The sequence below is a fragment of the Mesorhizobium sp. NBSH29 genome (assembly GCF_015500055.1).
Lineage (GTDB): Bacteria > Pseudomonadota > Alphaproteobacteria > Rhizobiales > Rhizobiaceae > Neomesorhizobium.
This window is the reverse complement of sequence record NZ_CP045492.1, coordinates 827,024-850,838: the sequence shown is the minus strand read 5'-3', so window position 1 is coordinate 850,838 and position 23,815 is coordinate 827,024. Positions and strand designations below refer to the sequence as shown.

Below are 23,815 nucleotides of genomic sequence, written 5' to 3'. Positions count from 1 at the left end.
GATGCACATCCACTGGTAATTTCCGGTCGGTTCCGCCATATAGCGGCAACAAGTACGGAAACCGGGACAAATGGCTGGCGCTGCACCTTTTGCAAAGATGAACGGCCTCGGCAACCAGATCATCGTTGCCGACATGCGCGGTCGCGCGGATCGCGTTCAGCCTAGTGCCGCCATTCGGCTGAACGGCGACGGGGCTACCCGCTTTGACCAGATCATGGCAATCCACGACCCGCGTACCGCCGGAACCATCAATTACATCGAGATTATCAATTCTGACGGTTCGAAGGCGCAGGCCTGCGGCAATGGAATGCGCTGCGTGGTGCAGGCTCTCGCTGCCGAGACGGGCACATCACACTTCACATTTGAGACGATTGCAGGGATTCTGAATGCAAAAGAGCGTGACGACGGGCTGATTTCCGTCGATATGGGCGTGCCGCGATTCGGCTGGCAGGAGATCCCGCTTGCCGAAGAGTTTCGCGATACGCGCATGATCGAGTTGCAGATCGGGCCCATCGACGCGCCTGTTCTGCATTCGCCTTCTGTTGCTTCAATGGGCAATCCGCATGCGATTTTCTGGGTCGATGACGATGTTTGGAACTATGACCTGGAACGCTTTGGGCCGCTTTTGGAAAACCATCCGATTTTTCCCGAGCGCGCCAATATTTCCATCGCACAGGTGACAGGACGCGACGTGCTTGTGTTGCGCACATGGGAGCGTGGGGCGGGTCTCACCAAGGCGTGTGGTTCGGCCGCTTGCGCCGCCGCGGTCAGCGCCAATCGGACCCGACGCGCGGACCGAGCGGTTACCGTTACTGTGCCGGGCGGTCCTTTGTCGATCGAGTGGCGAGACGATGATCACGTCATCATGACTGGACCCGCGGAATGGGAATTTTCCGGCACATTCGACCCTGCAACGGGCGTATGGGCCCGCGACCGGCAGGACGTTGCCTAATGGCTGTTGATATCGTCACTTTTGGCTGCAGGCTCAACACCTATGAGTCCGAAGTCATGCGCAAGGAGGCCGAAGCTGCCGGTCTTGGCAGACTCAAGGATGGCGCGGTGATCTTCAACACCTGCGCAGTCACCGGCGAGGCCGTGCGCCAGGCGAGGCAGGCGATCCGCAAGGCGCGCCGCGACAATCCGGCCGCGCGCATCATCGTCACCGGATGTGCCGCCCAGACCGAGCCCGCAAGCTTTGCCAGCATGGGCGAGGTCGACCTCGTTCTCGGAAATGAAGAAAAGCTGAAGGCGCATTCCTATCGGGCGCTGCCTGATTTCGGTGTCAACGATACCGAAAAAGTGCGCGTCAACGACATCATGTCGGTTACCGAAACCGCTGGCCATATGGTCGATTCCATCGAAGGGCGAGCACGTGCGTTTGTGCAAGTTCAAAACGGCTGCGACCACCGCTGCACTTTCTGTATCATTCCGTTTGGGCGCGGCAATTCACGCTCAGTGCCGATGGGAGCTGTTGTGGAGCAGGTCAAACGACTTTCGGGCAATGGCTATGCCGAAATCGTGCTGACCGGAGTCGACATGACCAGCTATGGCGCCGACCTGCCGGGCGCTCCGAAGCTCGGACGGCTTGTGAAGACCATTCTTGCGCAGGTACCGGATGTTTTGCGGCTCAGGCTGTCATCGATCGATTCCATCGAGGCCGACCCGGATCTGCTGGAGGCAATCGCCACCGAGCCTCGGCTGATGCCGCATCTGCACCTGTCGCTCCAGTCGGGCGACGATATGATTTTGAAACGTATGAAACGTCGACATAGCAGGGCGGATTCCATCCGCTTTTGTGCTGAATTGCGCCAGTCTCGCCCCGAAGTCGTGTTTGGGGCCGACATTATTGCAGGATTTCCTACCGAGACTGAAGCGATGTTCGAGAACTCGCTGAAGATCGTTGATGAATGTGGCCTGACGCACCTGCACGTCTTCCCATTTTCGCCGCGGGAGGGAACGCCGGCAGCACGCATGCCGCAGCTGCCGCGTAGTGTGATCAAGGAGCGCGCCGCGCGGCTGCGCAAAGCTGGCGAAGCGGCCTATGTCCGCCATTTGTCTTCCTTGGCCGGCACCCGCCAAAATATTCTCATCGAGCGCGATGGGCTTGGACGCACGGAAGGCTTTGCCCTGACGGCAATCGCGGCCGGCAACCCAGGCGACATCGTGCCAGCGATCATCACCGGACATGACGGATCGCGCCTGCTTGCGTCGCCGCTTGCCCGGCAAGCCGCATAGACGGATCTGCAATGGCATTTGGGTTCATCAAGAAGGTTTTTTCCTTTGGCCGCAAAGAGCAGCCGATAGAGGAAAAAGAGCAATTACCGGATGCCAACACGCAGGTTGCCGAGCCGCCGGCGACCGAGACGTCACGGCAGCCGGAAACTGCGCTGTCACCCGCAGAGATACCGCCACCCCTGAGCCCGCCCGAGCCCGTAGAGCCCAACCTTGTCGACAAAGGGGGTGCCCCGGAAAACGAGGCTCTGCCGACACCGCCGGTGGAAAAGGCCGAGCCAAAGGCGGAGCCGGTATCCATGCCGAGCGTCGAGCCGGCTCGGGCTGAGGATGTCTTGCCACCTCTGAGGCAGCCTGCACCAGTCGAGGCGAACCCGATCTACGCTGAGGTCGCGCCGGAGCCGGAGCCTTTGCCAAAGCCTGGCCAGCAGGTCGCACCCGAACCCACGCCTGACAGCACATCCTCGACAGAGGCACCGCCGCTCAAACCCGCATCGCAAAAGGTTGTGGTTGCCAAGGCCGTCGAGAGGAAGGTGGCGCCCGAGCCGGTCGACGAGCCGCAGCCCCGCACGACCTGGTTCCAGCGCTTGAGGCATGGCCTGTCGCGGTCGTCAAAAGAGCTGTCGTCGAACATTGCCGGTGTCTTCACCAAACGCAAGCTGGACGAAGATACGCTTCAGGATCTCGAAGATGTGCTGATCCGCGCCGACCTTGGCATGGAAACCGCGCTGCGCATCACCGATGCGCTTTCGGCCAGCCGTTATGGCAAGGATGTTGCCGAAGAAGAGGTTCGCGCGATCATGGCGCAGGAGGTCGAAAAAGTGCTCGCGCCGGTGGCGCAGTCGCTGGAACTCGACCTGTCGCACAAGCCGCACGTAATCCTGGTCGTCGGCGTCAACGGCACTGGCAAAACGACGACCATCGGCAAGCTGGCCGCCAAGCTTTCAGCAGGTGGACTCAACGTGATGCTGGCCGCCGGCGACACATTTAGAGCTGCGGCAATCGAGCAACTGAAGATTTGGGGTGAACGCACGGGGGCGCCGGTGATCGCTACAAAACTCGGTGCTGATGCCGCCGGGCTTGCCTATGATGCCTTCGAGCAGGCCAAACAGGCTGGATCCGATGTGCTTATCATCGATACCGCAGGTCGGCTGCAAAACAAGACTGAGCTGATGGCGGAATTGGAAAAAATTGTGCGGGTGCTCGGCAAGCTCGATCCGGGGGCGCCCCACACGGTGCTGCAGACGATAGATGCGACGACCGGGCAAAATGCGCTCAATCAGGTCGAAATTTTCCGGAACATTGCTGGCGTCAATGGATTGGTGATGACAAAGCTTGACGGTACGGCGCGCGGCGGCATCCTTGTGGCGATCGCGGCAAAGCACAAATTACCGGTCTATTTCATCGGCGTCGGCGAGCAGATCGAAGATCTTGAACCCTTTTCAGCTGGCGATTTCGCCAAGGTGATTTCCGGCGTGGCGTAAAGCGCCCGATTAGAAAGTCCTCATGAACCCGCCCATTCTCGAACGTGACCCCGCCGATCCCCGCAAAAAGGAGATCAACCCATGGCTCAAAATGGCGCTTGAGCTGGGGCCGCTGGGCGTCTTCTTCTTCGCCAATTCACGGGGTGAATGGCTGGGTGGGCACTTTCCGGTGCTGGCTGAAATGGGAGGGCCAATTTTTATTGCCACGGGCCTGTTCATGGCAGCAACGGCAATAGCGCTCATCGCTTCATGGATATTGACGCGCACGCTACCGATCATGCCCATGGTATCAGGCGTGGTGGTATTGGTTTTCGGCGCGTTGACGCTTTACCTGCAGGACGAGGTCTTCATCAAGATGAAGCCGACCATCGTCAACACGCTGTTTGGCGGTGTTTTGCTCGGTGGCCTGTGGTTCGGCAAGTCGCTTCTGGGCTATGTGTTCGACTCTGCTTTCAAACTCGACGCTGAGGGATGGCGCAAGCTGACATTCCGCTGGGGACTGTTTTTCCTGTTTTTGGCAGTGGTGAACGAAGTGGTCTGGCGTTCATTTTCTACCGACAGCTGGGTGGCGTTCAAGGTGTGGGGGATTATGCCCATCACAATTATCTTCACACTCAGTCAGATGCCGCTGATACAGAACCACTCGTTGGACGACCGCTTGAAAAAGTAGATCGTGGTCGCATGGCGGTCGGTCGAGACCGGTCGCTCACGCTAATCTATCCCAACTCTTCCCAAAGCCATGCATGCCGCGCACTGCTGCGCTGCAGCATTGAATGTTGCAATGCAGCAGCAGCGTGCCAATCTATAAGTCGACAGGGGAGGAGAACCAACGACCGCCGGAAGGCGGCGCCAAAGGGAACTCTGCCATGATCTTCACCGAACTTCTCAATTCAGCCCGCAGCCGCTTTGCCAAGCGCATGCAGTATAATCGCGTCGTCGGCGAAATCGAATTGCTGACCCAGCGCGACCTGGCCGACATGGGTGCTGACCGCAGTGACATGTTGCGCCGCGCCTATCAGGACATTTACGGTCGCTGACGGCTTGCCGGCCTGCATCAGGTGCCGCCCACCAGGTATCTGCGCGCCGTGTCAGCCCAACCATTCGATCCAGCGACCGTGGTAGTTGCATCTGGCAAGGCGGCGCGTGCTGCCTCCGGGCCAGAGGGTCAAGCTCAGCGTGGCATGAGGATCACCCGAAACAAGGGGTTCCATCCTGAGCCACGCCACGGGCGAAGCAGCCGTCGCACCGGCACCAGCCGCTTCGAGCCTCTGCTCTATCTCTGCCTGCGAAACGAACGGCATATATTGCCACATGATCGAGTGAAACAGAACGAAGACCGCATTTTCTGGTCGGCGCGCCAGCGCATCGTGCAGATATGACGCTGCATCCCTGCAGTGGAGGTCGAACGGCGTCTGCCTCGCAATCTCTATTGCCGCGTCGAGCCGCTCGCGGCGTTCCAATTGGTCCGCCCAGATAAAGGCGCGCAGCCTCAGGCGCGCATCTGCGTCCGAAACCTTGACTGGTGCGATGTCGCAGCCCTCGCGCCGCGCCACGTCGATGCGACCATCAAGCGGTGGAATGGCACCGCCACGCAGCACTGGGGCAAGCCGCGCCGCGGATTTGTCATCTCCCCATTCGCGTGACCCGTAGCGGTAGTGAAAGCGATCAAAAAGCAGGTTCAGGCCTGCGCTGGCGCCAACCTCATGGAGGGCAAGCGGCAAACCCGTTTCGCGCGCAATCGTCAGAAAGCCCGGCAGCAACAGGGCGGCCCTACCTGTCTCATTGGTTTGCGGAGGGCTGTCCAGCCAGTTTTCCAGGAATGCATCGTGGCGCGACATAGCCCCTCCTGCCGCCATAGCAAGCGCCCCTTCGGCAACGTCATGGGGCGGATAAACACCCGTGAGCTCCGCATCAACACCAGAAAGCACCAGTGCATGGAGCCCACCGCATAGGCGCAACGCCAGTGCATCGGCGCGCGGGTCTCCGGACCAATCAAGAACTTTGCGCCCCGTTCTGCTTGATCGGTCGAGGTTCTGTGACAGCAGGCGACAAAGCCTTGCGGTAAATGGGGACTGGAGGGCATCACAGGCTTTCGCCTGATCTTCGAAATGCTCGGCAATACGCATCTGCACCTCCAGCCGCCACTCAGCGGGTGATGGGTGGCCAATTTATCTCCTGTCAGTTTTGCACAGACGGGTCTAGCGCGATTGGTGCAGTGCAGCATAACCACCGCACCAACTGCGCATCAGCCTTTCATCAGATGGTCGCCATAAGGATTGTCGATCACCATCAGCCATTGGCCGTTGGTCTGCTTTCGCAGCACCACGGCTGAAAGCCCTCCATCCTGCAGCGGCGAGCCGCCGGGCAGCATGCCGGTCATCGACCATCTGGAAAGGTGCAGCGCAATGTCGCCGCTTTGAAAAATTTCATGGCCATGAAACGTGAATTTCGGATCGACGTCGATGAAGCGCTGAAACAGCGCTTGCAACACTGCCTTCCCACTTTCCGGTACACCAGGCGCGCCAACCACGACCGCCCCCGGTTCATAGGTTGCCAGAACACCGGGAATATCATGCGCTCCAAAGCTACCGGCCATTGTGTCGATAACGGCTTGAATTGTGTTGGTCTCGTTCATTTTTCCTGCCTTCCGGATAGCGCCTCCGCCGGCCGCTGCCGGGCAACCCATCAGCGCTGATTGGGTGCTGCGACAACGACCATAGGACATGCCACCGCCTATTCCTGACAGGAGCGCTGCTGACATGTTTGGGCTGGTGGCTATGGTAGGATCGACCGGTCAACCGGGGACGGCGAGCGCCTTTTCAATCGCAGGCATCAGCCTGTTGCGCAGCGCGTCGGAATTGAGCGGCCCCACATATTTTTCGACGATTGTGCCGTCCTTTCCAACGAGAAAGGTCTCCGGCACGCCGTAAACGCCCCAATCGATGGCGGTGCGACCTTTGGCGTCGACGCCGATGGCGGTGTAGGGATTGCCAAGTTCGCCAAGGAAGCGCCGGGCATTGTCCGGCTTGTCCTTGTAGTTCAGGCCGGCGATTGCAAATCGCCCGTCGCGCGCCAGCGCCAGCAGCAGCGGATGCTCATCACGGCAGGGCCCGCACCAGGACGCGAACACATTGACCAGGGTGACCTGGCCGGCAAAGTCAGCGGCGTCGAGACCCGGCAGGTTCACGTCTGCGAGTGCGGGAAGAGACGTTGCGGGTGCCTTTTGTCCGATCAGCGCCGATGGCACCGCAGAAATGTCGCTGCCCGATGTCAATTGTATGAGGAACGTGGCGGCCAGCCCCAGAAATATCACCAGCGGCAGCAGCACGACCAGACGCCGCGGGGATTTTTCTCCGGACTGGTTCTCGCTGCTCATTCGGTTTCACCGGAATTTTGGCCAGGCTCAGAGCGGCGGCGAATCCCGCTCGCCTCGAGAAGCTCAACTTCGCGCCTCAGCGCTCGTCGCCCTGCGAGTATCCAGAAGAGCAATCCGGCGAGACCCACACTTGAAATGCCATAGGCGGCAGCCACGTAGAGCGCATGTGACGACATGGTCAGCTACCCGCCCGATCAGCACGCCGGGCCTCGATGCGTCGCATCGCGACAATGCGGCGGTGCCATATCTCATTGCGCATCGCCAGAAGATGCAGCGTGAAAAAAAGCAATGTGAACGCCAAGGCCATCACAGCCAGCGGCCACAACAGGCTCGGATGAATGGTAGGTCCGTCGAGACGGAACACGGAAGCAGGCTGGTGAAGTGTGTTCCACCAGTCGACCGAAAATTTGATGATCGGGATGTTGATGAAGCCGACCAGCGTGATGATGGCCGCAGCTCGGGCTGAGCGGGCAGGGTCGTCGAGCGCGCGGGTGAGCGCTATGATGCCGAGATACATCAAAAACAGCACAAAGACCGATGTCAGCCGCGCATCCCACACCCACCAGGTTCCCCACATCGGCTTACCCCAGATGGACCCGGTGACGAGCGCCAAAGCGGTGAAAAGCGCGCCAATCGGCGCCGCAGCCTTGAGGGAAACATCGGCGAGCGGATGGCGCCAGACCAGCGTGCCGAGCGCCGAAACAGCCATCAATGTGTAGCACATCATCGACAGCCAGGCGAAGGGCACATGGATATACATGATGCGCACGGTGATGCCTTGTTGGAAGTCCTCCGGAGCCGCGAAGGCGAGCCAGAGACCCGCCCCCAGCAACAGTGCGCTCAGCATCGCGAGCCAAGGCACGAGCCGGTCGGCAAGTGCCAGAAACCGTGTCGGGTTGGCTAGGTCGGAGATGCTTTTGATTGCTGTCGAGCTTTCCATTGTGTTCCAGATAAAGGTTCAGGCCGCATGCCGCAATCGAACCAACGCTTTTGTGACCGTCCTTAGTCCGCGGCAAAGCGCAGCGCCGCTGCCGCTGCTACCGGGCCGAGTACCCCGAGAAAAAGAGTGAGTGCCGCCAGCAGAAGGAAAGGCGGCAAAAAAGGAGCCGGCTCGGCAGTGGCAGCATAGCTTGCCGCGACGCCGAAAATCAGCACAGGAATGACCAACGGCAGCACCAGGACCGATATCAGCAACCCGCCGCGCGGTAACGCAACAGTAACGGCTGCGCCCACGGCGCCGACAAAAGTGATTGCAGGCGAGCCAACCAGGAGGGTGAGCGCAGCTGCAGCTGTGGCAATCGCTTCCATGTTCATCAGCAGCCCAAGAAAGGGAGCGGCAATGACCAGTGGCAAAACATTAGCGGCCCAATGGGCGAGGCATTTGACGAAAACGGTAAGCGCTAGGAGGTGACGGCTGTCTGCAAGGATCAGGACATCGAGAGCGCCGTCTTCCCGATCTGCCTGGAACAGGCGGTCGAGCCCGAGCAACGCTGCCAGAAGCGCACCGATCCACAGAATAGCCGGGCCGATGCGGGCAAGCAGATTGAGGTCAGGTCCTATGCCGAAGGGAATAACCGCAATTACAGCCAGGAAAAACAGCACGCCGGTGATCGCTCCCCCACCGGCACGCAGGCCAAGGCGCATTTCGCGCAGGAACAACGCTCTCACGACAGCGGCTCCAATGCCAACGCCAACGCTTTGGCCTCATCAAGCCCCAGCGGCTGATGGGTCGCAGCGACGATCATGCCGCCGGACCTCAAATGATCATCCATAATCTGCGAAAACCGGGTTTCGGATTTGCGATCCAGCCCAGCGGTCGGCTCGTCCAGCAGCCAGAGCGGTCGGGCGCTGATCAACAGCCTGGCGATTGCGGCCCGCCGGCGCTGGCCTGTCGACAGGGTGCCGAAAGGGAGATGCCCAAGCCCGCCAAGGCCGACTTTGGCCAATGCTTCATCGACATGCAGATCTGGTGCGCCCATGAAGGTTTGCCAGAAGACGAGGTTTTCTGTGAGCGACAGCACGGCCTTCATCGCGTTCTGATGGCCGAGATAGTGGCAAGCCGACGCCACCGTTTCAAATTCGGTCGAATCAGCCAGCCGCAGAGCGCCCTGCGCAACCGGCAAGAGACCGGCGATCACCCTGAGGAGGGTCGATTTTCCAGAGCCGTTCGGCCCTGTCACGACAAGGCTGGAACCGGATGCAATGTCGAAGGATACCCCCGCAAACACCGTCTCGCCGCCGCGCGTTCCGCCTAAATTTTCAGCAATCAGTCGCATTGGCTTTCCATAGCTGCCACGGGGCCGGATTGAATCATCATAGTCAGCAATTTGCCCGTCAACGCTCTGGTGCTTTTTTACAAATGTCGCTATAGCGCAACAACCACGCCAGCGGTCGGCGTGGCAACCGAATTTGCGCCGAACCCGCGCGCCGCCTTTAACGGCTGCATGCAAGGCACGGATAGCGGAAATGACCGTACCCGCACCTTTGCGCGTGTTAGCATGCCACAGGAGTCCGTTCCCGCTTCGGCAGAACCGACTATATGGAGCGCATGTTGGCCAAATCACTCGACAGTTTCAATTGCCGCCGGACCCTTAAAGTGGGCAAGGCCGAATATATTTATTACAGCCTCATCGAGGCTGAGAAGAACGGCCTCACCGGGATAGCGCAGTTGCCTTATTCCATGAAGGTTCTGCTTGAGAATCTGTTGCGCAACGAAGATGGTCGCACGGTTACCAAGGAATCCATTGAGGCACTCGCCGGATGGATGACCGACAAGGGCAAAGCAGGCGTTGAAATCGCTTATCGCCCGGCCCGTGTGTTGATGCAGGACTTCACCGGCGTGCCCGCAGTTGTCGATCTGGCCGCCATGCGCGATGCCATGAAGAACCTCGGCGGCGACCCCCAGAAGATCAATCCGCTGGTTCCTGTCGATCTGGTCATTGACCATTCCGTCATCGTTGACGAGTTCGGAACGCCCAGGGCGTTCGGTCGCAATGTCGAGCTTGAGTATGAGCGCAATGAAGAGCGCTACAAATTCCTGAAATGGGGACAGCAGGCGTTCCGCAATTTCCGCGTTGTGCCGCCCGGCACTGGCATTTGCCATCAGGTCAATCTGGAATATCTCGCCCAGACCGTATGGACGCTGACCGGAGAGGATGGCGATATCGTTGCATTCCCGGACACCTGTGTTGGCACGGATTCGCACACCACCATGGTCAATGGCCTTGGCGTACTTGGCTGGGGCGTTGGCGGCATCGAGGCAGAAGCGGCCATGCTTGGCCAGCCGGTCTCCATGCTTTTGCCAGAAGTTATCGGCTTCCGCATGATCGGCAGCTTGAAGGAAGGCGTCACTGCCACCGATCTGGTGCTGACCGTCACCCAGATGCTGCGCAAGAAGGGCGTTGTCGGAAAATTCGTGGAATTCTACGGACCGGGCCTCTCGAACCTGACGCTGGCTGATCGTGCAACCATCGGCAATATGGCGCCTGAATATGGTGCCACATGTGGCTTCTTCCCCGTGGATTCGGAGACCATCCGCTACCTTACAATGTCAGGTCGCGCAGAAAACCGCATCGAACTGGTCGAGGAATATTCCAAGGCTCAGGGCATGTGGCGCGATAAGGGCTCAACTGAACCTGTCTTCACCGACAGTATTGAGCTCGACCTCTCGGACGTTGTTCCATCCATGGCTGGGCCAAAACGCCCTGAAGGCCGCATTCCTCTGGAAGGGATCGCTGCCGGGTTCGAGCAGGCCATGGCGACGGAATACAAGAAGACATCCGATCTCAAGGCCCGCTATCCCGTTGAGGGAGAGGATTATGATCTCGGCCACGGCGATGTCGTGATTGCCGCCATCACTTCCTGCACGAACACGTCGAACCCGAGCGTGCTGATGGCCGCTGGCCTTCTGGCCCGCAACGCAAACCGGCTTGGCCTCAAGCAAAAGCCATGGGTCAAGACTTCGCTGGCACCAGGCAGCCAGGTCGTCGCTGAATATCTGGAAAAGTCTGGCCTGCAAAAGGAACTGGACCAGATCGGCTTCAACCTTGTCGGTTTTGGTTGCACCACATGTATCGGCAATTCCGGCCCATTGCCGGCGCCAATCTCCAAGACCATCAATGATAAGGGCTTGATTGGCGCTGCTGTTCTTTCGGGCAATCGCAATTTCGAGGGCCGCGTCTCACCAGACGTGCAGGCAAACTATCTGGCCTCGCCGCCACTCGTGGTTGCCTATGCGCTGGCTGGCAGCGTGACCATGGACCTGACCACTGAACCTCTTGGTGAAGATCGCGACGGCAATCCTGTGTTCCTGAAGGACATTTGGCCTTCGAGCCAGGAAATTGATGCCTTTATCGCAGAGAACGTCACGCGCGAGCTGTTTGCACGCAAATATGCTGACGTCTTCAAGGGTGACGAAAACTGGCAGAACGTCCAGGCACCGGATGGTCAGACTTACACATGGGACGACAATTCCACCTATGTGCAAAACCCACCCTACTTTGCTGGAATGCATGCCAGGCCTGATGCGATTGGCACGATCGTCGGGGCACGCGTCCTGGGTCTGTTCGGCGATAAGATCACCACCGATCACATCTCGCCTGCCGGTGCGATCAAGGCCGCGTCCCCTGCTGGTCAATATCTGATGGACAACGGCGTCGGCGTAGCCGACTTCAACCAGTACGGAACGCGCCGTGGCAATCACGAGGTGATGATGCGCGGCACCTTCGCCAACATCCGTATCCGCAACCACATGCTGGGCGAAAATGGCCGTGAAGGTGGCTACACCTTCCACTATCCGAGCAAGGAAGAAGTGCCAATCTACGACGCCGCCATGCAGTATCGCCAGGAAGGCGTGCCGCTGGTTGTCTTTGCCGGTGTTGAATATGGCAATGGCTCGTCACGCGACTGGGCTGCAAAGGGTACCAATCTCCTTGGTGTTCGCGCTGTCATCGCGCAGTCCTTTGAGCGCATCCATCGCTCGAACCTGGTCGGCATGGGCGTGATTCCCTTTGTCTTTGAAGAAGGCACCTCGTGGAAGACACTGGGTCTCAACGGCGATGAAACGGTCACCATCGAAGGGCTGGAAAACATCCGCCCGCGCCAGAAGATGAACGCGATCATCACTTTCGGGGATGGGGCCGTGAAAACGGTTCCGCTCGTCTGCCGCATAGATACGCTGGACGAGCTCGACTACTTTAAAAATGGCGGCATTTTGCAGTACGTGCTGCGCGATCTCGCCGCCTGAGGCGACCGACCAACATGAGTGATCGAAAGAAGCCGCCGGCGCGAAACGCCGGCGGCTTCTTTTCACCGCAACGTGACTTTCCGTTGATGCCCGGTTCTGTCACGAAGTGTGGATGAATACCTCCCACATATTGGCGGTCTGCGTGGTCGCGATGGTTTTTGCAGGCGGCCCGGCGCGGGCGCAAGAGCAGGCGTCGCCGCGCGGCGTGGTTGAGTTATTCACCAGCCAGGGCTGCAGCTCCTGCCCACCAGCGGATGCCGTGCTTGACGACCTCGCCGAAGAGGGCAGTGTGCTCGCCCTTGCCTATCACATCACCTATTGGGATTATTTGGGCTGGAAGGATACACTCGGCTCGGAGGCAAACACAAAGCGCCAATACGACTACATGAAATCCTTCAGGGCGCGTTCCGTCTATACACCGCAGGCGGTGATCAACGGGCGGACACACGTCAACGGTGGGGTCCGCGCCCAGATTGCGGGGTCATTGGCGAAACTGAATGGCAGCACCGGACTGTCAGTCCGTGTTTTAGCCAGGCGTTCCGGAGACCACGTGATCGTGGAAACCGGGGCGGGCGATGCCGCGTCCAAGGCGCAAATAGTGCTGGTCACTTATGAGCCGACCCGATCAGTCAAGATCGAGCGTGGCGAGAATGCAGGCAAGACTGTCGTTTACCGAAATGCAGTGAGCAATATTCAGACCCTCGGTGCATGGCACGGCAAACAGACCCGTTTGAACGTACTGCTACCTCAAAAGCCCGGCACTAGATGCGCTGTGTTGGTGCAGGCGGTCACCGCGAACAACCTGCCTGGCGCTATTGTGGGCGCGGCTGTTGTCGACGATCCGAAATCATAGCGCGTCGCAAACTGTTATAGAAGTTTTTGACCGCATATATCGGAAGGGTCGCCGCTGCTTCGCGGGGGAGAGGTTGGTTCGATCCGACATAAGCCCCGTGGGCGGGGGGCTTGGGGGTTTACAGGGCTGGTGCCGGACCGAACCGTCTCAGGCAACATGAGAATGGTGGATGGCAAGTAAGGCGAAAGACAGGCGCGATTGCGGCAAGAACATGGCGAAGAAATCACCAATTCGATCACCTTGTCCCGCTTCGTGACAACTTCATCAGAGCCTACTTTTAAAGGAAATGCTAGCGGACTTGCATTTCGCAATCGAAGTGGCACACTTCGACATCGTAAAATGGTCATGGAAGGCGAAGTTGCATGACGGATCGCGGTGCCGGGTCGGACGGGAATGATTGCGCTATTCTCATCCCACTGCACGTGGCCAGACGCGACAGACATGAATTGCCAGTCACTTTCGACCGACGCGAACTGGATCTTGTCCTGCGGCTTTACGGGCGTATGGTTGCTGCCAATGAATGGCGCGACTACGCGATTGACCACCTGCCCGATCAGGCCGTGTTTTCCGTGTTCCGGCGCACCAGTGAGACGCCGCTGTTTCAGATCATCAAGAACCCAAAGTTGGCGCGCAAGCAGGGCGCTTTTTCTGTGGTGACTGCCACAGGCCTCATCGTCAAACGTGGGCATGAGTTGGGCCAGGTGCTGGCGGTTTTCGACAAAACGGTCAAGCTGGTGAAGGGCTGACGTTAGCCGCCTTGCTGAAACCGACGCTCTGGAAGAGATGTTGGGTCCGGATCCGTGTCGCTGCCACCGTTCATCGCATATTGCATGAGCACAGTATCGAGCCAGCGCCCGTGCTTGTAGCCTGATCCTGCCATCGTTCCACAGTGAACGAAGCCCAACCGCTCATGAAGTTTAACCGATGCGCTTTGTGGGGTGCCATCACCGATGACAGCAATCATCTGGCGAAACCCAAGCTCTTCTGATTCAAGCAGCAGTCTTTCGAGGAGCAGGCGGCCGGTGCCACGACCCTTTGCGGTCGGCGCGATATAAATCGAATCTTCCACCATGAACCGATAGGCCGGACGGGGGCGGAACGGACCTGCATAGGCGTAGCCGAGCAAAACGCCTTCTTCCTCGGCAACGATATACGGGTAACCACCTGCTACCATCGCCTCAAAGCGCTGCTGCATCTCGGAGCGATCCGGTGGATCCAATTCATAGGTTGCGGTGCCGTGAAGGACGGCATCGGCGTAGATGTGAGTAATGGTATCAAGGTCGTCCGGTTGCGCGGGCCGGATCGCTATTCGGGTCATTGACGGTGCCTCCAGCGTTGCAGGCATTTACGATAGACCGGAGACAAAAGAAAAGGGCGACCCGAAGGCCGCCCCCACTTTCGTCCCAACTTAATGGCGCTATTCGCGGTTGCCCATGAACTGCAGCAGGAACGAGAACAGGTTGATGAAATCGAGATAGAGGTTCAGCGCACCCATGATCGCCTTGCGGCCAGAGACCATGGCATCGTCGCCCTCGAAATACATCTCCTTGATCTTCTGCGTGTCATAGGCGGTAAGGCCCGAAAAGATCAGCACGCCGATTGCCGAAATGGCAAACTGCATGGCGGATGACTGTAGGAAAATGTTCACCACCATGGCGATAATCAGGCCAAATACGCCCATCATCAGGAACGAACCCATAGCCGTCAAATCGCGCTTGGTCGTGTAGCCGTAAAGTGACAGCGCACCAAATGCGGCAGCGGTCACAAAGAAGGTCTGCACAACGCTCTGGCCGGTGAAGACCAAAAAGACAGACGACAGCGAAATGCCCATCAGTGCCGAAAACACCCAGAAGGTGGTTTGGGCCGCGGATACGCTCATCTTGTCAACGCGGTACGACAGGAAGAACACCATGGCGATAGGCGCCAGCATAACGACCCAACGCAAGGGCGAGCCATAAACGGCGGCACCGATACTGGTCAGCATCTTGCCATTGCCAAGTGTTGCGACTGCAGCGGACGGGTCGGTAGTGGTGGCGGCCATCATCATAGCCACGGCAGCCAGTCCGGTGACGGCAAGGCCGAGCGCCATCAGGTTATAAACCTTGAGCATATAGGCGCGCAGGCCCTCGTCGATATCGGCGTGCGTGCGGGTGCCAATCCCTGCTGCGCGCGCCTGGTAGTTGCGAAGGTCAGCCATTGAAATCCTCTATTGCTTCTGCCCGTCCGGTGTCGGGATTTTTCAACCCAGGCGCCGCTGGCGGGACTCCAGCATGCCTGGAGCGAATATGATATTTCTTTCGGGCAAGAACAAGGCCTGTTACACGGCGCAACCCCCCGTGATGCGTTTCCGCAGGGTGCTCAGGCATTTTTTGCACCCTGTTTCGACGCCTCGCGACGATATGCCCGCACTCGAACTAAAGATTACGCAAGACCGGCGCGGCCTTCTGGCCGAGAACACGCCAGGTTCCCGCGAGACCGATGCCAACCGTCAAAACCAGAGCGAGTATTAACGTGGCGAGCGCTACGTCTGGCATGAATTGTGAAGGAAGTTTCATCACAGAAGCGACAACGAACCAGGCCGCTGTTCCACCTGCAAGGAGCGCAAAGATCGCTGTCGCCAGCCCGATCAGCATATACTCCAGAGCAAATGCGGCAATCAGTGTGCGGCGTGTGGCGCCCAAGGTCTTCAGCACCACGGCGTCGTGAACGCGGGCGCGGTTGCCTGCGGCGAGCGCACCGGCAAGCACCAGCACGGATGCGATCAGCGCGACGCTTGCCGCAGCCCGTATTGCGGTGCCCAACTGGGCCACCAGACGGTTCACCACATCCAGCGCGTCTTTCACCCGAACTGTCGTGATGGCCGGGAATGCACGCGTAACAGCATTGAGGATGCTGGCTTCCTGGCCAGCTGAAATGTTCTTGCCCGTCAGCGTCGCCAGCCAGGAGTGCGGAGCCCCTGCAAACGTGTTTGGCGAGAATACCATGACGAAGTTGATGCCGAGTGATTCCCACTCAATCTGGCGGAAGCTTGCAATTCTTGCCGTGATGTCGCGACCCAAGACATTGATTGTAACAGTGTCGCCGAGTTTCAGGCCGATGGCCTTGCCCTCCTCGGCGGAAAAGGAGACGAGTGGCTCGCCGGAATAGTCTGAGGGCCACCATGTGCCTTCAACGAGAGACGCGTTTTCTGGGACGGTATCAGAATGGGTTATCCCGCGGTCGCCGCGCAGAACCCATGCGCCCTCTGGCGGTACGGTTATCTTCTGCACATCGATCCCGTTCAGCGCAATGACGCGACCGCGCAACATGGGCACCAGCATCAGTTTTGCACCCGCAGCCTTTTGGCCAAGAAGTTTTGAAAACGCATCGACATCGGTGCCCTGAATATCTGCGAAGAAGAAGTTAGGCGCCCGCTCCGGCAGATTGCCGGTGATCTGGCGACGCAGGTTCCCGTCGATCAGAGCAAGCGTGACAAGCAAGGTCAGGCCGAGCCCAAGCGACAGGACAACTGAGGGGGTGAGCGCGCCGGCGCGGTGGATGTTGCCGATTGCCAAGCGCAGCGCAGTCGATCCGACGCGCGGCGCCCTGCGCGCGGCCCATTGCACCATCCAGCCAACGCTCCGCAGGACGATGAAGGCAAAAATGGTCGCACCAACGAAAATGGTCGCAATCCATCGGTCGCTGGAAAACAGAACAGCAAGCGAGGCCAAAAACACCGCTATCGCGAAAGCTGCTGCAACATAGCCCCAGTGTGGCAAGCCATGACCCTCAAACCCCATCTCGCGGAAAAGTGCCGTGGCGGGAACATTGCGCGCGCGCCCGAGCGGCAAAAGCGCGAAGGCGAGCGTGACCAGAAAACCAAACAATGCAGCAAGCCCGAGCGCCGCCGGATAAAGCCCCGTTTCAGCCGGAACCGGGATTAGCGAGCTCAATGCAGCGCTTGCTGCAAAGGGCATCAATGCTGCCAGAACCAACCCCACAGCAATGCCGATCGCTGCAACCAACATCACTTGCACCAGATAGACGGTGAAGACAAAGCCGCCGGATGCGCCAAGGCTTTTGAAGGTGGCGATGACGCCGCGCTTGGAATCGAGATATGCGCGCACGGCATTGGCAACGCCAACGCCGCCGACCACCAGAGCCGTCAACCCGACAAGGGTGAGAAATTGTGAAAAGCGCTCGATGTTGGCGGACAGCGACGGAGCTGCATTGCTGCGCGTACGCACTGACCAGCCAGCGTGCGGAAATGCGTCTTTTGCCTGCTCGCGGATCGACGCTAATTGCGCTTCGCTTGAGCCCGCAGGCAGCCTTACCTTGTAAGCATATTCAACAAGACTGCCGGGCTGGATCAGGCCGGAGGCGCCGAGGCCTTCGAGCGAGAGCAGCAGGCGAGGTGCAAAGGCAAAGCCATCCGAAATCGCGTCCGGCTCGGTAAGTATCCGTGCCCGCAATTCGTATGTAGCCGACCCAACCTTCAGTCGGTCACCGACCGACAGACCCAGACGCTCGAACAGGAGATCGGGCGCCGCCGCACCGAAAACACCTTCACGAGCTTCCAGGAGTAATGTGATATCGAGGGCCGGTTCCGTAACCAAAGCGCCGTAAAGCGGGTAGGAGGCATCGACCGCTTTGACCTCGGCAAGGGTCTGGTCCGAGCCATCTTCCAGGCGCGCCATGGAGCGCATGCCGGCACTGGTGGCGACCACGCCCAAACTGTTGAGGAACCCCAGTTCCGGTACACTCGCCTCGCGCTGGTTCAGCTCGAATCGAATATCGCCGCCCAGCAAGCCTTGACCCTCATTGGCGACACCGACGCTGATCGAGCGAGCCACGGAATTGACGCCGCCGATCGCAGCGACGCCGAGCGCTATGCAAATGAGGAAGATGCGAAAGCCCGCAAAGCCTCCACGCATTTCGCGTAGCGAAAACCGCATTGCCAGACGCAGAACATGGAGCGTTGTGCCGTTCATCTCAGGCTGAGACCGTCTGAAGAGCGGGCATCTCGATGCGACCGGAGCGCATCGCAATCTGGCGGGTGCAGCGGCTGGCAAGGGCCGGATCATGGGTTACCAGCAGCAGTGTCATGGCGCGTTCGCGTGCCTTGGCAAACAACAGATCCGCGATCTGTTTTCCGGTCGCCTGGTCAAGGTTGCCAGTAGGCTCATCGGCAATCAGGATGCGTGGCTCCGGTGCGAGGGCGCGTGCAACAGCGACACGCTGCTGCTCGCCGCCAGACAATTCGCCAGGATAGTGAGTGACGCGATCTGCAAGCCCGACTGCGGCTAGTTCGCGTGCGGCGATCTCAAATGCATCGCGGCGTCCCGCGAGTTCAAGCGGCACCGCGACGTTTTCGAGCGCCGTCATGTTGGGGATGAGGTGGAACGACTGGAATACGATTCCGATGTTGCGTCCGCGAAACGCCGCGACCTGGTCTTCGCTTCGACCGTTGAGGGTCTCGCCAGCGATGCGCACAGTTCCTGAATCGACGCGTTCAAGACCGGCAATCACCATCAGAAGTGTCGATTTGCCCGACCCGGAAGGACCGACGATTCCAGTTGCCTCGCCTTCCGCCACTTCGAGGCTGACATTCCGCAGAACCTCAACCGAGGTGGCGCCGTTCCCGAGTGTCAGGGATACGTCGTTCAGGTCGATGACGGCTTTTGTCACGGTAAATCGATCCTATATTGGGCTTGAGCACAGGTTGGATTTTCGACATATGGGTTGCATGTGATGGCATTAAAACATCTCGCAGCGGTATTGGCTGCCGCAATGCTGATGGTTTTTCCGGTTTCCGGATCTGCATCTGCCGAGACTTTCCGGATTGTCGGCTTCGGTGACAGCCTGATGGCCGGCTATGGGCTTGGCCCCGGTGAGGGCTTTACCGACCGATTACAAGCAGCCTTGCAGGGCAAGGGTCATGATGTCGAGGTGGCGAATGCCGGTGTCTCAGGCGATACCACATCAGGCGGTTTGGCGCGGATCGACTGGTCCGTGCCGGATGGCACAGACCTTGTGATCCTGGAACTCGGAGCCAATGACATGCTCCGCGGCGTTCAGCCTGAGGTCACGCGCCAGAACCTCGATGCGATGCTGCAAAGGCTGGAAAAGCGCGGCATCCCGGTGCTTTTAGCCGGCATGATGGCTGCGCCCAATCTTGGTGCGGATTATGGCGATGCGTTCAACTCAATATTTCCGGATCTGGCCAAGCAGTACGATGCCACCCTATATCCCTTCTTCCTGGACGGCGTCGCAGGAGACCGAAAGCTCGTGCTTGAGGATGGAATGCATCCCAATTCGGCCGGAATTTCCCGAATGGTCGACGGCGTGATGCCGTTCGTAGAACGTTTGATCCTGGATCGGCCCAGCGCTTCCTGAAAGCGCTCTCGGCCAGCTAGCGCCGAACTGCCCTCCCTTGGGTAAGCGGTGGCGATAGGCCGCAGCGCAATAAAGAGCTTGCCCCTAGGGCGCTTCGGTGATTCGGTAGGGTGACATCTCGAATCGGGGAGGACGCCATGCCGCGACTTTTCACCGCCCTCGAAATTCCGCGCGACGCCGCAATGTCGCTATCCCTGCTTCGCGGGGGGTTGCCCGGAGCGCGCTGGATCGATGTCGAAAATTATCACATGACGCTGCGCTTTATCGGTGATGTCGAAGGTCACATCGCCGATGAGGTCGCCAACGCTCTGGACCGGGTGCGCCGTCCGGCCTTTTCGCTCGCACTTTCTGGGGTCGGCGCTTTCGGTTCAAAAAAGCCGCACGCAGTGTGGGCTGGAGCGATCCCGTCGCCCGACCTCAACGCGTTGCAGGGCGAGGTTGAGCGCATCTGCAAGCGCATCGGCGTAGCGCCGGACCCGCGTCGTTTCACGCCCCATGTCACGCTGGCAAGGCTGCGCAACACCAGCCCGCTGGATGTGGCGCACTATCTTTCGGCGCGCGGTAATTTCGCGGCGATGCCATTCAAGGTGGGGCGTTTCGTGCTGATGTCGTCGCGCGATTCGGTTGGCGGGGGACCCTATGTCATTGAGGAGGCCTGGCCTCTCCACAGTGCAGACATGCGGTCGCCCAATCTGTCGGCAGGTGTGCTGGAGGCTTCACGCACCCTGCGTTAAGCAGTATTTTTTCTTGCAGCGGGGCCAAGAATTCCCACATTGCAGTGCAGGGAGTTTTGGCCGATGGCGAACGACGATCATCAAGACGGAATCTTTGAGCACGAAAAGGAAGTGCGCCAGAAATTCTGGGCCACAGCCAAACGTGCGGCACGCCAGGTGCCGTTCATGGAAGATGTGGTCGCGTCCTATTACTGCGCGCTCGATCATCGCACGCCGCTGCGCGTCAAAGGCACTCTCCTTGCCGCGCTCGCGTATTTTGTGATGCCGGTAGACGCTATACCCGATTTCATCCTCGGCTTTGGCTTTACCGACGATATCGCGGTGCTCAGCGCTGCGCTGGCGGCAATCCGTACCCATCTTACGCCGGCCCACCGGGCTGCCGCTCGTCGCTCCCTGGCGCAGAACCTTTAGCGATCGCATTTGTGGGTTGCGACTGCGCTTGCCCGTTACACGGTTGCAGTCAAACTCTCGCCGCTTTCGTGGTTTTGATAGGCGCATAGGGACTTAGTGCAGAAAACAGGCGCAGAACCGTTCAGAACTGACCAATGGGAAGCGTATTATCGCGAGATGATTCACCCTTTGGTAACCCCGATTAATTCAATATGAAGGTAACAGGCCTTGTTCGGGGCTGCCGTTTTCTACGATTTCGAGACACAGGATAGATTTGAGACAATGCGCGGATTGATCTCCATTTTCACCGGACTGGCCATGGCAGCAGCAGCAGCCTCGCCGGCATTCGCACAGTCGGCCACCAAGATCGGCCAGCATAATGCGTGGGGCACCTACAGTTACAAGACGCAGAGCGGAAAGGTTTGCTACGTGCTGACCGTGCCGACCGAAAAGCAGCCACCCAAACTCGATCATGGCGATATCTTTTTCTTCGTCAGCCAGAAGCCGGGGCAGAACGTGTCGTTTGAGCCGCAGTTCATCGCGTCCTACGACTTCCAGGCAAACTCCAAGGTTTCGCTGACGGTTGGCGACAAGACGTTCTCCATGTTCACCCGCGGAAAATCGGCATGGATGGAGAATGCCGCAGAAGAGCCGCAGCTGATCGCCGCCATGAAGGCTGGTGCGGATATGAAAATCGCCGCTAAATCAGGGCGCGGAAATCCCACAAGCTACGTTTTTTCGCTTAAGGGCATTTCAGCCGCGCTCCAGTCGATCAACAGCTGCAAATAGCTTGGTGTGAAATTTTTGGCGATTTGAAATTGACGTGCACGTGTTGTAGTCACACGAATGCCACGCAATCTTATCCCTGATGCCCATCTTACGCATATTGCGCAAATCTGCTTCGTGCGCGCAGCGCGCCGGACTGCAAATCTTGTAACTCGCGTTTTCAATCAGCATTTTGCGGTGATCGGCCTCGAAGTTACCCAGTTCAGCATCTTATGCACGATCGCTCTGGAGCGCGCTCAGTCTGCATCAGAACTTGCGGATATGGTCGGCGTGGAGCGTTCCACGCTGGCACGTAATCTGGCTCGGCTCATTCAGGCGGGGCTTGTGGTGGCAGAGGCTGGCAGCGGGCGCCGGCAGGTGCACAGGCTGACCGCGAGCGGCCGGGACATCGTGCAGCAAGCGCTTCCCCTTTGGGGAGAGGCTCAGCGGGAACTAGTTGAGACGCTCCCATCAGGAAAAGACGTTCTCATTCGTGATGATCTCAGGCAACTGCGCCATGGCGCACGGGCCGTTCTTGGCGCTGCGCACACAACAGGGAGATGAGCGCCGGGTCATGAGACCCGACGCCCAGTATCACCGAGACTAACGGACGATGTATACGATCTTACGTGTGCCTGGATCCACGAGAACAGGCTGGCCGTTCACATAGACATAACGGTATTCGTAATCCGGAATTTCACGGATTTCGACGGTATCCGGAAGCCCGGCACCCACGACAACCTCGCCATCGAGGTAAACCGGGTCAATACGGTTTTCCGAAATGTAGGTGCGTACTGTTGCTGGTGGTTCCGCCGCATTACCGGTAGCGCCGCCAATTGCAAGGCCGGCTACGCCGCCGACAGCTGCGCCGATAGGCCCACCGATCAGTGCGCCGGCTACAGCACCAGTGGCCCCGCCAACGAGAGCGCCTTCAGCGCCGCCATCCGGCGGTGGCAGAATGGCAATTTTTGCTTCAGCTGGACGATCAGTCAATACAACCTGCGTACCGCCGACATCGGCAGAGAGATAATCTGAATAGACCCAGCCCTTGCCGTCAACCTGACACCACTTGCTGGCCTCAAGACAACCTGTGACCTCGGTGGACTTACCGGCACCGATGACTCCGACGACTTCGTATTGCGGACCGGGGCCCGCGCGGACATTGAGGTCCGTCGTAGCTGTGGCGGATGCCGCAAAGCTCTGGGCGGATAGAGCGAGCACGCCAATGGCGGTCGCTGAAACAAGCAGTTTCAGTTTCATGGTAATCTCCAGTTTGTGTACCCTTCAGTCGATATAACCGGTGGGGGGAAGATTAGTTCCTCCAAAATATGCGCTCCGCCGCTTGTCAGGCGTTTACAATTTAGATGTCTTGAGGCGTTATGCCACTTGATCGGGCCAGAAATTCTGAATATCGCCGCTCGTTGGCATGGCACCATCGGCCGGCATCTGAATACCGAGACGTCCAAGCAACATTCCCAGTGCAGACCAGCGAATTCGAGGAGAAGAAAATGGCAAATTTGGCCAGGGTAGCAATCATTTCGGCCGTAGCCGCCATCGCAGGATTGACCGCAGGCACGGCCTCCGCAGCCACCTGCGGCAACAATGCGGGAGGCTTCGCACAGTGGAAGGCGGAGTTTGCCAAGGAAGCGGCAGCAAACGGCATTAAGGGGAATGCGCTGGCAGCGCTGGCCGGCACCACCTATGCGACCAAGACCATCTCTGCCGACCGCAACCAGAAAAGCTTCAAGCTTTCGCTCAGCCAGTTCATGGCCAAGCGTGGCGGCGCCACCATCGCCTCGAAGGGTAAGAGCCTGAAGAAGCAAAATGCGGCACTGTTTGCCAACCTCGAGAAGCGCTATGGCGTTCCAGCCGGTCCGCTGCTGGCTATCTGGGGTATGGAAACCGGCTTCGGCAGCTTCATGGGCAATGCCAATACGCTGTCGGCTGTAGCGACGCTGGCCTATGATTGCCGCCGTTCGGAATACTTCACTACCCAGCTCTACGCTGCGTTGAAACTGGTGCAGAGCGGGACACTTTCCAGCTCTTCCATCGGTGCCATGCATGGCGAAGTCGGGCAGACCCAGTTCCTTCCGGCAAACGTCCTGAAGTATGGTGTGGATGGCGACGGCAATGGCCGCGTGGATCTGCGCCAGAAGGCAGATGCGCTCGCCTCTACGGCAAACTTCCTGCGCGGCCATGGCTGGAGCGCTGGCGGTGGCTATCAGCCGGGACAGGGCAATTATGGTGCCATCCAGGGCTGGAACGCCGCTGGCGTCTACCAGCAGGCGATTGCTATCATCGGCGCACAGATCGACGGCAATTAGTTCGCGTTAAAAACTGGACAAATAAAAAACCCGGCAG

General features: G+C 59.0%; 25 protein-coding genes and 3 pseudogenes. 14 read left to right on the top strand and 14 right to left on the bottom strand.

Going from position 1 to position 23,815, the window contains the following annotated elements; genetic code table 11:
* Positions 1 to 70: 70 nt before the first annotated feature.
* From dapF to GA830_RS04145, 5 genes are all read left to right on the top strand, one after another.
* The gene (dapF, locus tag GA830_RS04165) at positions 71 to 952 is read left to right on the top strand and encodes a diaminopimelate epimerase (protein ID WP_195163849.1); all 882 of its coding nucleotides are present in this window, start codon (positions 71 to 73) and stop codon (positions 950 to 952) included.
* Positions 952 to 2,235: a tRNA (N(6)-L-threonylcarbamoyladenosine(37)-C(2))-methylthiotransferase MtaB gene (mtaB, locus tag GA830_RS04160; protein ID WP_195163848.1), complete on the top strand. Its 1,284-nt coding sequence runs from the start codon at positions 952 to 954 to the stop codon at positions 2,233 to 2,235. Before dapF ends, mtaB begins: the two co-directional genes overlap by 1 nt.
* Positions 2,236 to 2,246: 11 nt before the next feature.
* Complete coding sequence (gene ftsY / locus GA830_RS04155; RefSeq protein WP_195163847.1) at positions 2,247 to 3,716, top strand: signal recognition particle-docking protein FtsY; 1,470 nt, start codon at positions 2,247 to 2,249, stop codon at positions 3,714 to 3,716.
* Between the two features lie 22 nt (positions 3,717 to 3,738).
* On the top strand, positions 3,739 to 4,386 hold the full coding sequence (locus GA830_RS04150) for a septation protein A (protein ID WP_195163846.1): 648 nt from the start codon (positions 3,739 to 3,741) through the stop codon (positions 4,384 to 4,386).
* 196 nt (positions 4,387 to 4,582) lie between these two features.
* Positions 4,583 to 4,753, top strand: coding sequence for a hypothetical protein (locus GA830_RS04145; protein ID WP_195163845.1), 171 nt, complete (start codon positions 4,583 to 4,585; stop codon positions 4,751 to 4,753).
* A 51-nt stretch (positions 4,754 to 4,804) separates the two neighbouring features.
* Here the strand turns inward: GA830_RS04145 and GA830_RS04140 are convergent, their stop codons facing one another.
* The 7 genes from GA830_RS04140 to ccmA form a co-directional block, all read right to left on the bottom strand.
* Positions 4,805 to 5,842 (bottom strand): DUF2332 domain-containing protein, encoded by a 1,038-nt coding sequence (locus tag GA830_RS04140; RefSeq protein WP_195163844.1) that lies wholly within the window; start codon positions 5,840 to 5,842, stop codon positions 4,805 to 4,807.
* A gap of 119 nt (positions 5,843 to 5,961) precedes the next feature.
* Positions 5,962 to 6,351, bottom strand: coding sequence for a YybH family protein (locus tag GA830_RS04135; protein ID WP_195163843.1), 390 nt, complete (start codon positions 6,349 to 6,351; stop codon positions 5,962 to 5,964).
* Between the two features lie 159 nt (positions 6,352 to 6,510).
* Positions 6,511 to 7,092 carry a DsbE family thiol:disulfide interchange protein gene (locus tag GA830_RS04130; RefSeq protein ID WP_195163842.1) on the bottom strand — a complete coding sequence of 194 codons (582 nt, stop codon included), beginning with the start codon at positions 7,090 to 7,092 and terminating at the stop codon, positions 6,511 to 6,513.
* Positions 7,089 to 7,268: a heme exporter protein CcmD gene (gene ccmD / locus GA830_RS04125; RefSeq protein WP_195163841.1), complete on the bottom strand. Its 180-nt coding sequence runs from the start codon at positions 7,266 to 7,268 to the stop codon at positions 7,089 to 7,091. The genes GA830_RS04130 and ccmD overlap by 4 nt, the downstream gene beginning before the upstream one ends.
* A 2-nt stretch (positions 7,269 to 7,270) precedes the next feature.
* Positions 7,271 to 8,032, bottom strand: a complete 762-nt coding sequence (locus GA830_RS04120) for a heme ABC transporter permease (protein ID WP_195163840.1) — start codon at positions 8,030 to 8,032, stop codon at positions 7,271 to 7,273.
* Positions 8,033 to 8,094: 62 nt separating this feature from the next.
* The gene (ccmB, locus tag GA830_RS04115; protein WP_195163839.1) at positions 8,095 to 8,760 is read right to left on the bottom strand and encodes a heme exporter protein CcmB; all 666 of its coding nucleotides are present in this window, start codon (positions 8,758 to 8,760) and stop codon (positions 8,095 to 8,097) included.
* Positions 8,757 to 9,368 carry a heme ABC exporter ATP-binding protein CcmA gene (gene ccmA, locus GA830_RS04110; RefSeq protein WP_195163838.1) on the bottom strand — a complete coding sequence of 204 codons (612 nt, stop codon included), beginning with the start codon at positions 9,366 to 9,368 and terminating at the stop codon, positions 8,757 to 8,759. The genes ccmB and ccmA overlap by 4 nt, the downstream gene beginning before the upstream one ends.
* Before the next feature lie 272 nt (positions 9,369 to 9,640).
* Here ccmA and acnA point away from each other — a divergent pair, with 272 nt between their 5' ends.
* From acnA to GA830_RS04095, 3 genes are all read left to right on the top strand, one after another.
* Positions 9,641 to 12,337: an aconitate hydratase AcnA gene (gene acnA / locus GA830_RS04105; protein ID WP_195163837.1), complete on the top strand. Its 2,697-nt coding sequence runs from the start codon at positions 9,641 to 9,643 to the stop codon at positions 12,335 to 12,337.
* A 112-nt stretch (positions 12,338 to 12,449) separates the two neighbouring features.
* On the top strand, positions 12,450 to 13,190 hold the full coding sequence (locus tag GA830_RS04100; RefSeq protein WP_195163836.1) for a DUF1223 domain-containing protein: 741 nt from the start codon (positions 12,450 to 12,452) through the stop codon (positions 13,188 to 13,190).
* Between the two features lie 362 nt (positions 13,191 to 13,552).
* Positions 13,553 to 13,936: a DUF2794 domain-containing protein gene (locus GA830_RS04095; protein ID WP_195163835.1), complete on the top strand. Its 384-nt coding sequence runs from the start codon at positions 13,553 to 13,555 to the stop codon at positions 13,934 to 13,936.
* Positions 13,937 to 13,938: 2 nt separating this feature from the next.
* On the opposite strand, the gene GA830_RS04090 is transcribed toward GA830_RS04095, so the two are convergent.
* From GA830_RS04090 to GA830_RS04075, 4 genes are all read right to left on the bottom strand, one after another.
* A complete protein-coding gene (locus GA830_RS04090) occupies positions 13,939 to 14,508 on the bottom strand; it encodes a GNAT family N-acetyltransferase (protein ID WP_195163834.1) in 570 nt (189 codons plus the stop codon).
* 99 nt (positions 14,509 to 14,607) lie between these two features.
* On the bottom strand, positions 14,608 to 15,387 hold the full coding sequence (locus GA830_RS04085) for a Bax inhibitor-1/YccA family protein (RefSeq protein WP_195163833.1): 780 nt from the start codon (positions 15,385 to 15,387) through the stop codon (positions 14,608 to 14,610).
* 217 nt (positions 15,388 to 15,604) lie between these two features.
* A complete protein-coding gene (locus GA830_RS04080) occupies positions 15,605 to 18,160 on the bottom strand; it encodes an ABC transporter permease (protein ID WP_195163832.1) in 2,556 nt (851 codons plus the stop codon).
* A gap of 1 nt (position 18,161) precedes the next feature.
* Entirely contained in the window at positions 18,162 to 18,857 is a 696-nt protein-coding gene (locus GA830_RS04075; protein WP_195163831.1) for an ABC transporter ATP-binding protein, read from the bottom strand.
* A gap of 63 nt (positions 18,858 to 18,920) precedes the next feature.
* On the opposite strand from GA830_RS04075, the gene GA830_RS04070 reads away from it, so the two are divergent.
* The 5 genes from GA830_RS04070 (at position 18,921) to GA830_RS04050 (ending at position 22,018) form a co-directional block, all read left to right on the top strand.
* On the top strand, positions 18,921 to 19,565 hold the full coding sequence (locus GA830_RS04070; RefSeq protein WP_195163830.1) for an arylesterase: 645 nt from the start codon (positions 18,921 to 18,923) through the stop codon (positions 19,563 to 19,565).
* A gap of 137 nt (positions 19,566 to 19,702) precedes the next feature.
* Complete coding sequence (gene thpR / locus GA830_RS04065) at positions 19,703 to 20,299, top strand: RNA 2',3'-cyclic phosphodiesterase (protein WP_195163829.1); 597 nt, start codon at positions 19,703 to 19,705, stop codon at positions 20,297 to 20,299.
* Between the two features lie 63 nt (positions 20,300 to 20,362).
* Positions 20,363 to 20,710, top strand: coding sequence for a YkvA family protein (locus GA830_RS04060; protein ID WP_195163828.1), 348 nt, complete (start codon positions 20,363 to 20,365; stop codon positions 20,708 to 20,710).
* A gap of 261 nt (positions 20,711 to 20,971) precedes the next feature.
* Entirely contained in the window at positions 20,972 to 21,478 is a 507-nt protein-coding gene (locus tag GA830_RS04055) for an invasion associated locus B family protein (protein ID WP_195163827.1), read from the top strand.
* Between the two features lie 57 nt (positions 21,479 to 21,535).
* Positions 21,536 to 22,018 carry a MarR family winged helix-turn-helix transcriptional regulator gene (locus GA830_RS04050; RefSeq protein WP_195163826.1) on the top strand — a complete coding sequence of 161 codons (483 nt, stop codon included), beginning with the start codon at positions 21,536 to 21,538 and terminating at the stop codon, positions 22,016 to 22,018.
* 39 nt (positions 22,019 to 22,057) lie between these two features.
* Here GA830_RS04050 and GA830_RS20365 read toward each other — a convergent pair.
* The 3 pseudogenes from GA830_RS20365 to GA830_RS20360 all read right to left on the bottom strand — a co-directional run.
* A pseudogene (locus GA830_RS20365) lies at positions 22,058 to 22,228 on the bottom strand (DUF1236 domain-containing protein); the annotation flags it as partial.
* Between the two features lie 45 nt (positions 22,229 to 22,273).
* A pseudogene (locus GA830_RS20560) lies at positions 22,274 to 22,375 on the bottom strand (DUF1236 domain-containing protein); the annotation flags it as partial.
* Positions 22,376 to 22,486: 111 nt separating this feature from the next.
* Positions 22,487 to 22,714, bottom strand: a pseudogene (locus tag GA830_RS20360) (SH3 domain-containing protein); the annotation flags it as partial.
* 248 nt (positions 22,715 to 22,962) lie between these two features.
* On the opposite strand from GA830_RS20360, the gene GA830_RS04040 reads away from it, so the two are divergent.
* Entirely contained in the window at positions 22,963 to 23,778 is an 816-nt protein-coding gene (locus GA830_RS04040) for a lytic murein transglycosylase (protein WP_195163824.1), read from the top strand.
* The last annotated feature ends 37 nt before the right edge of the window (positions 23,779 to 23,815 follow it).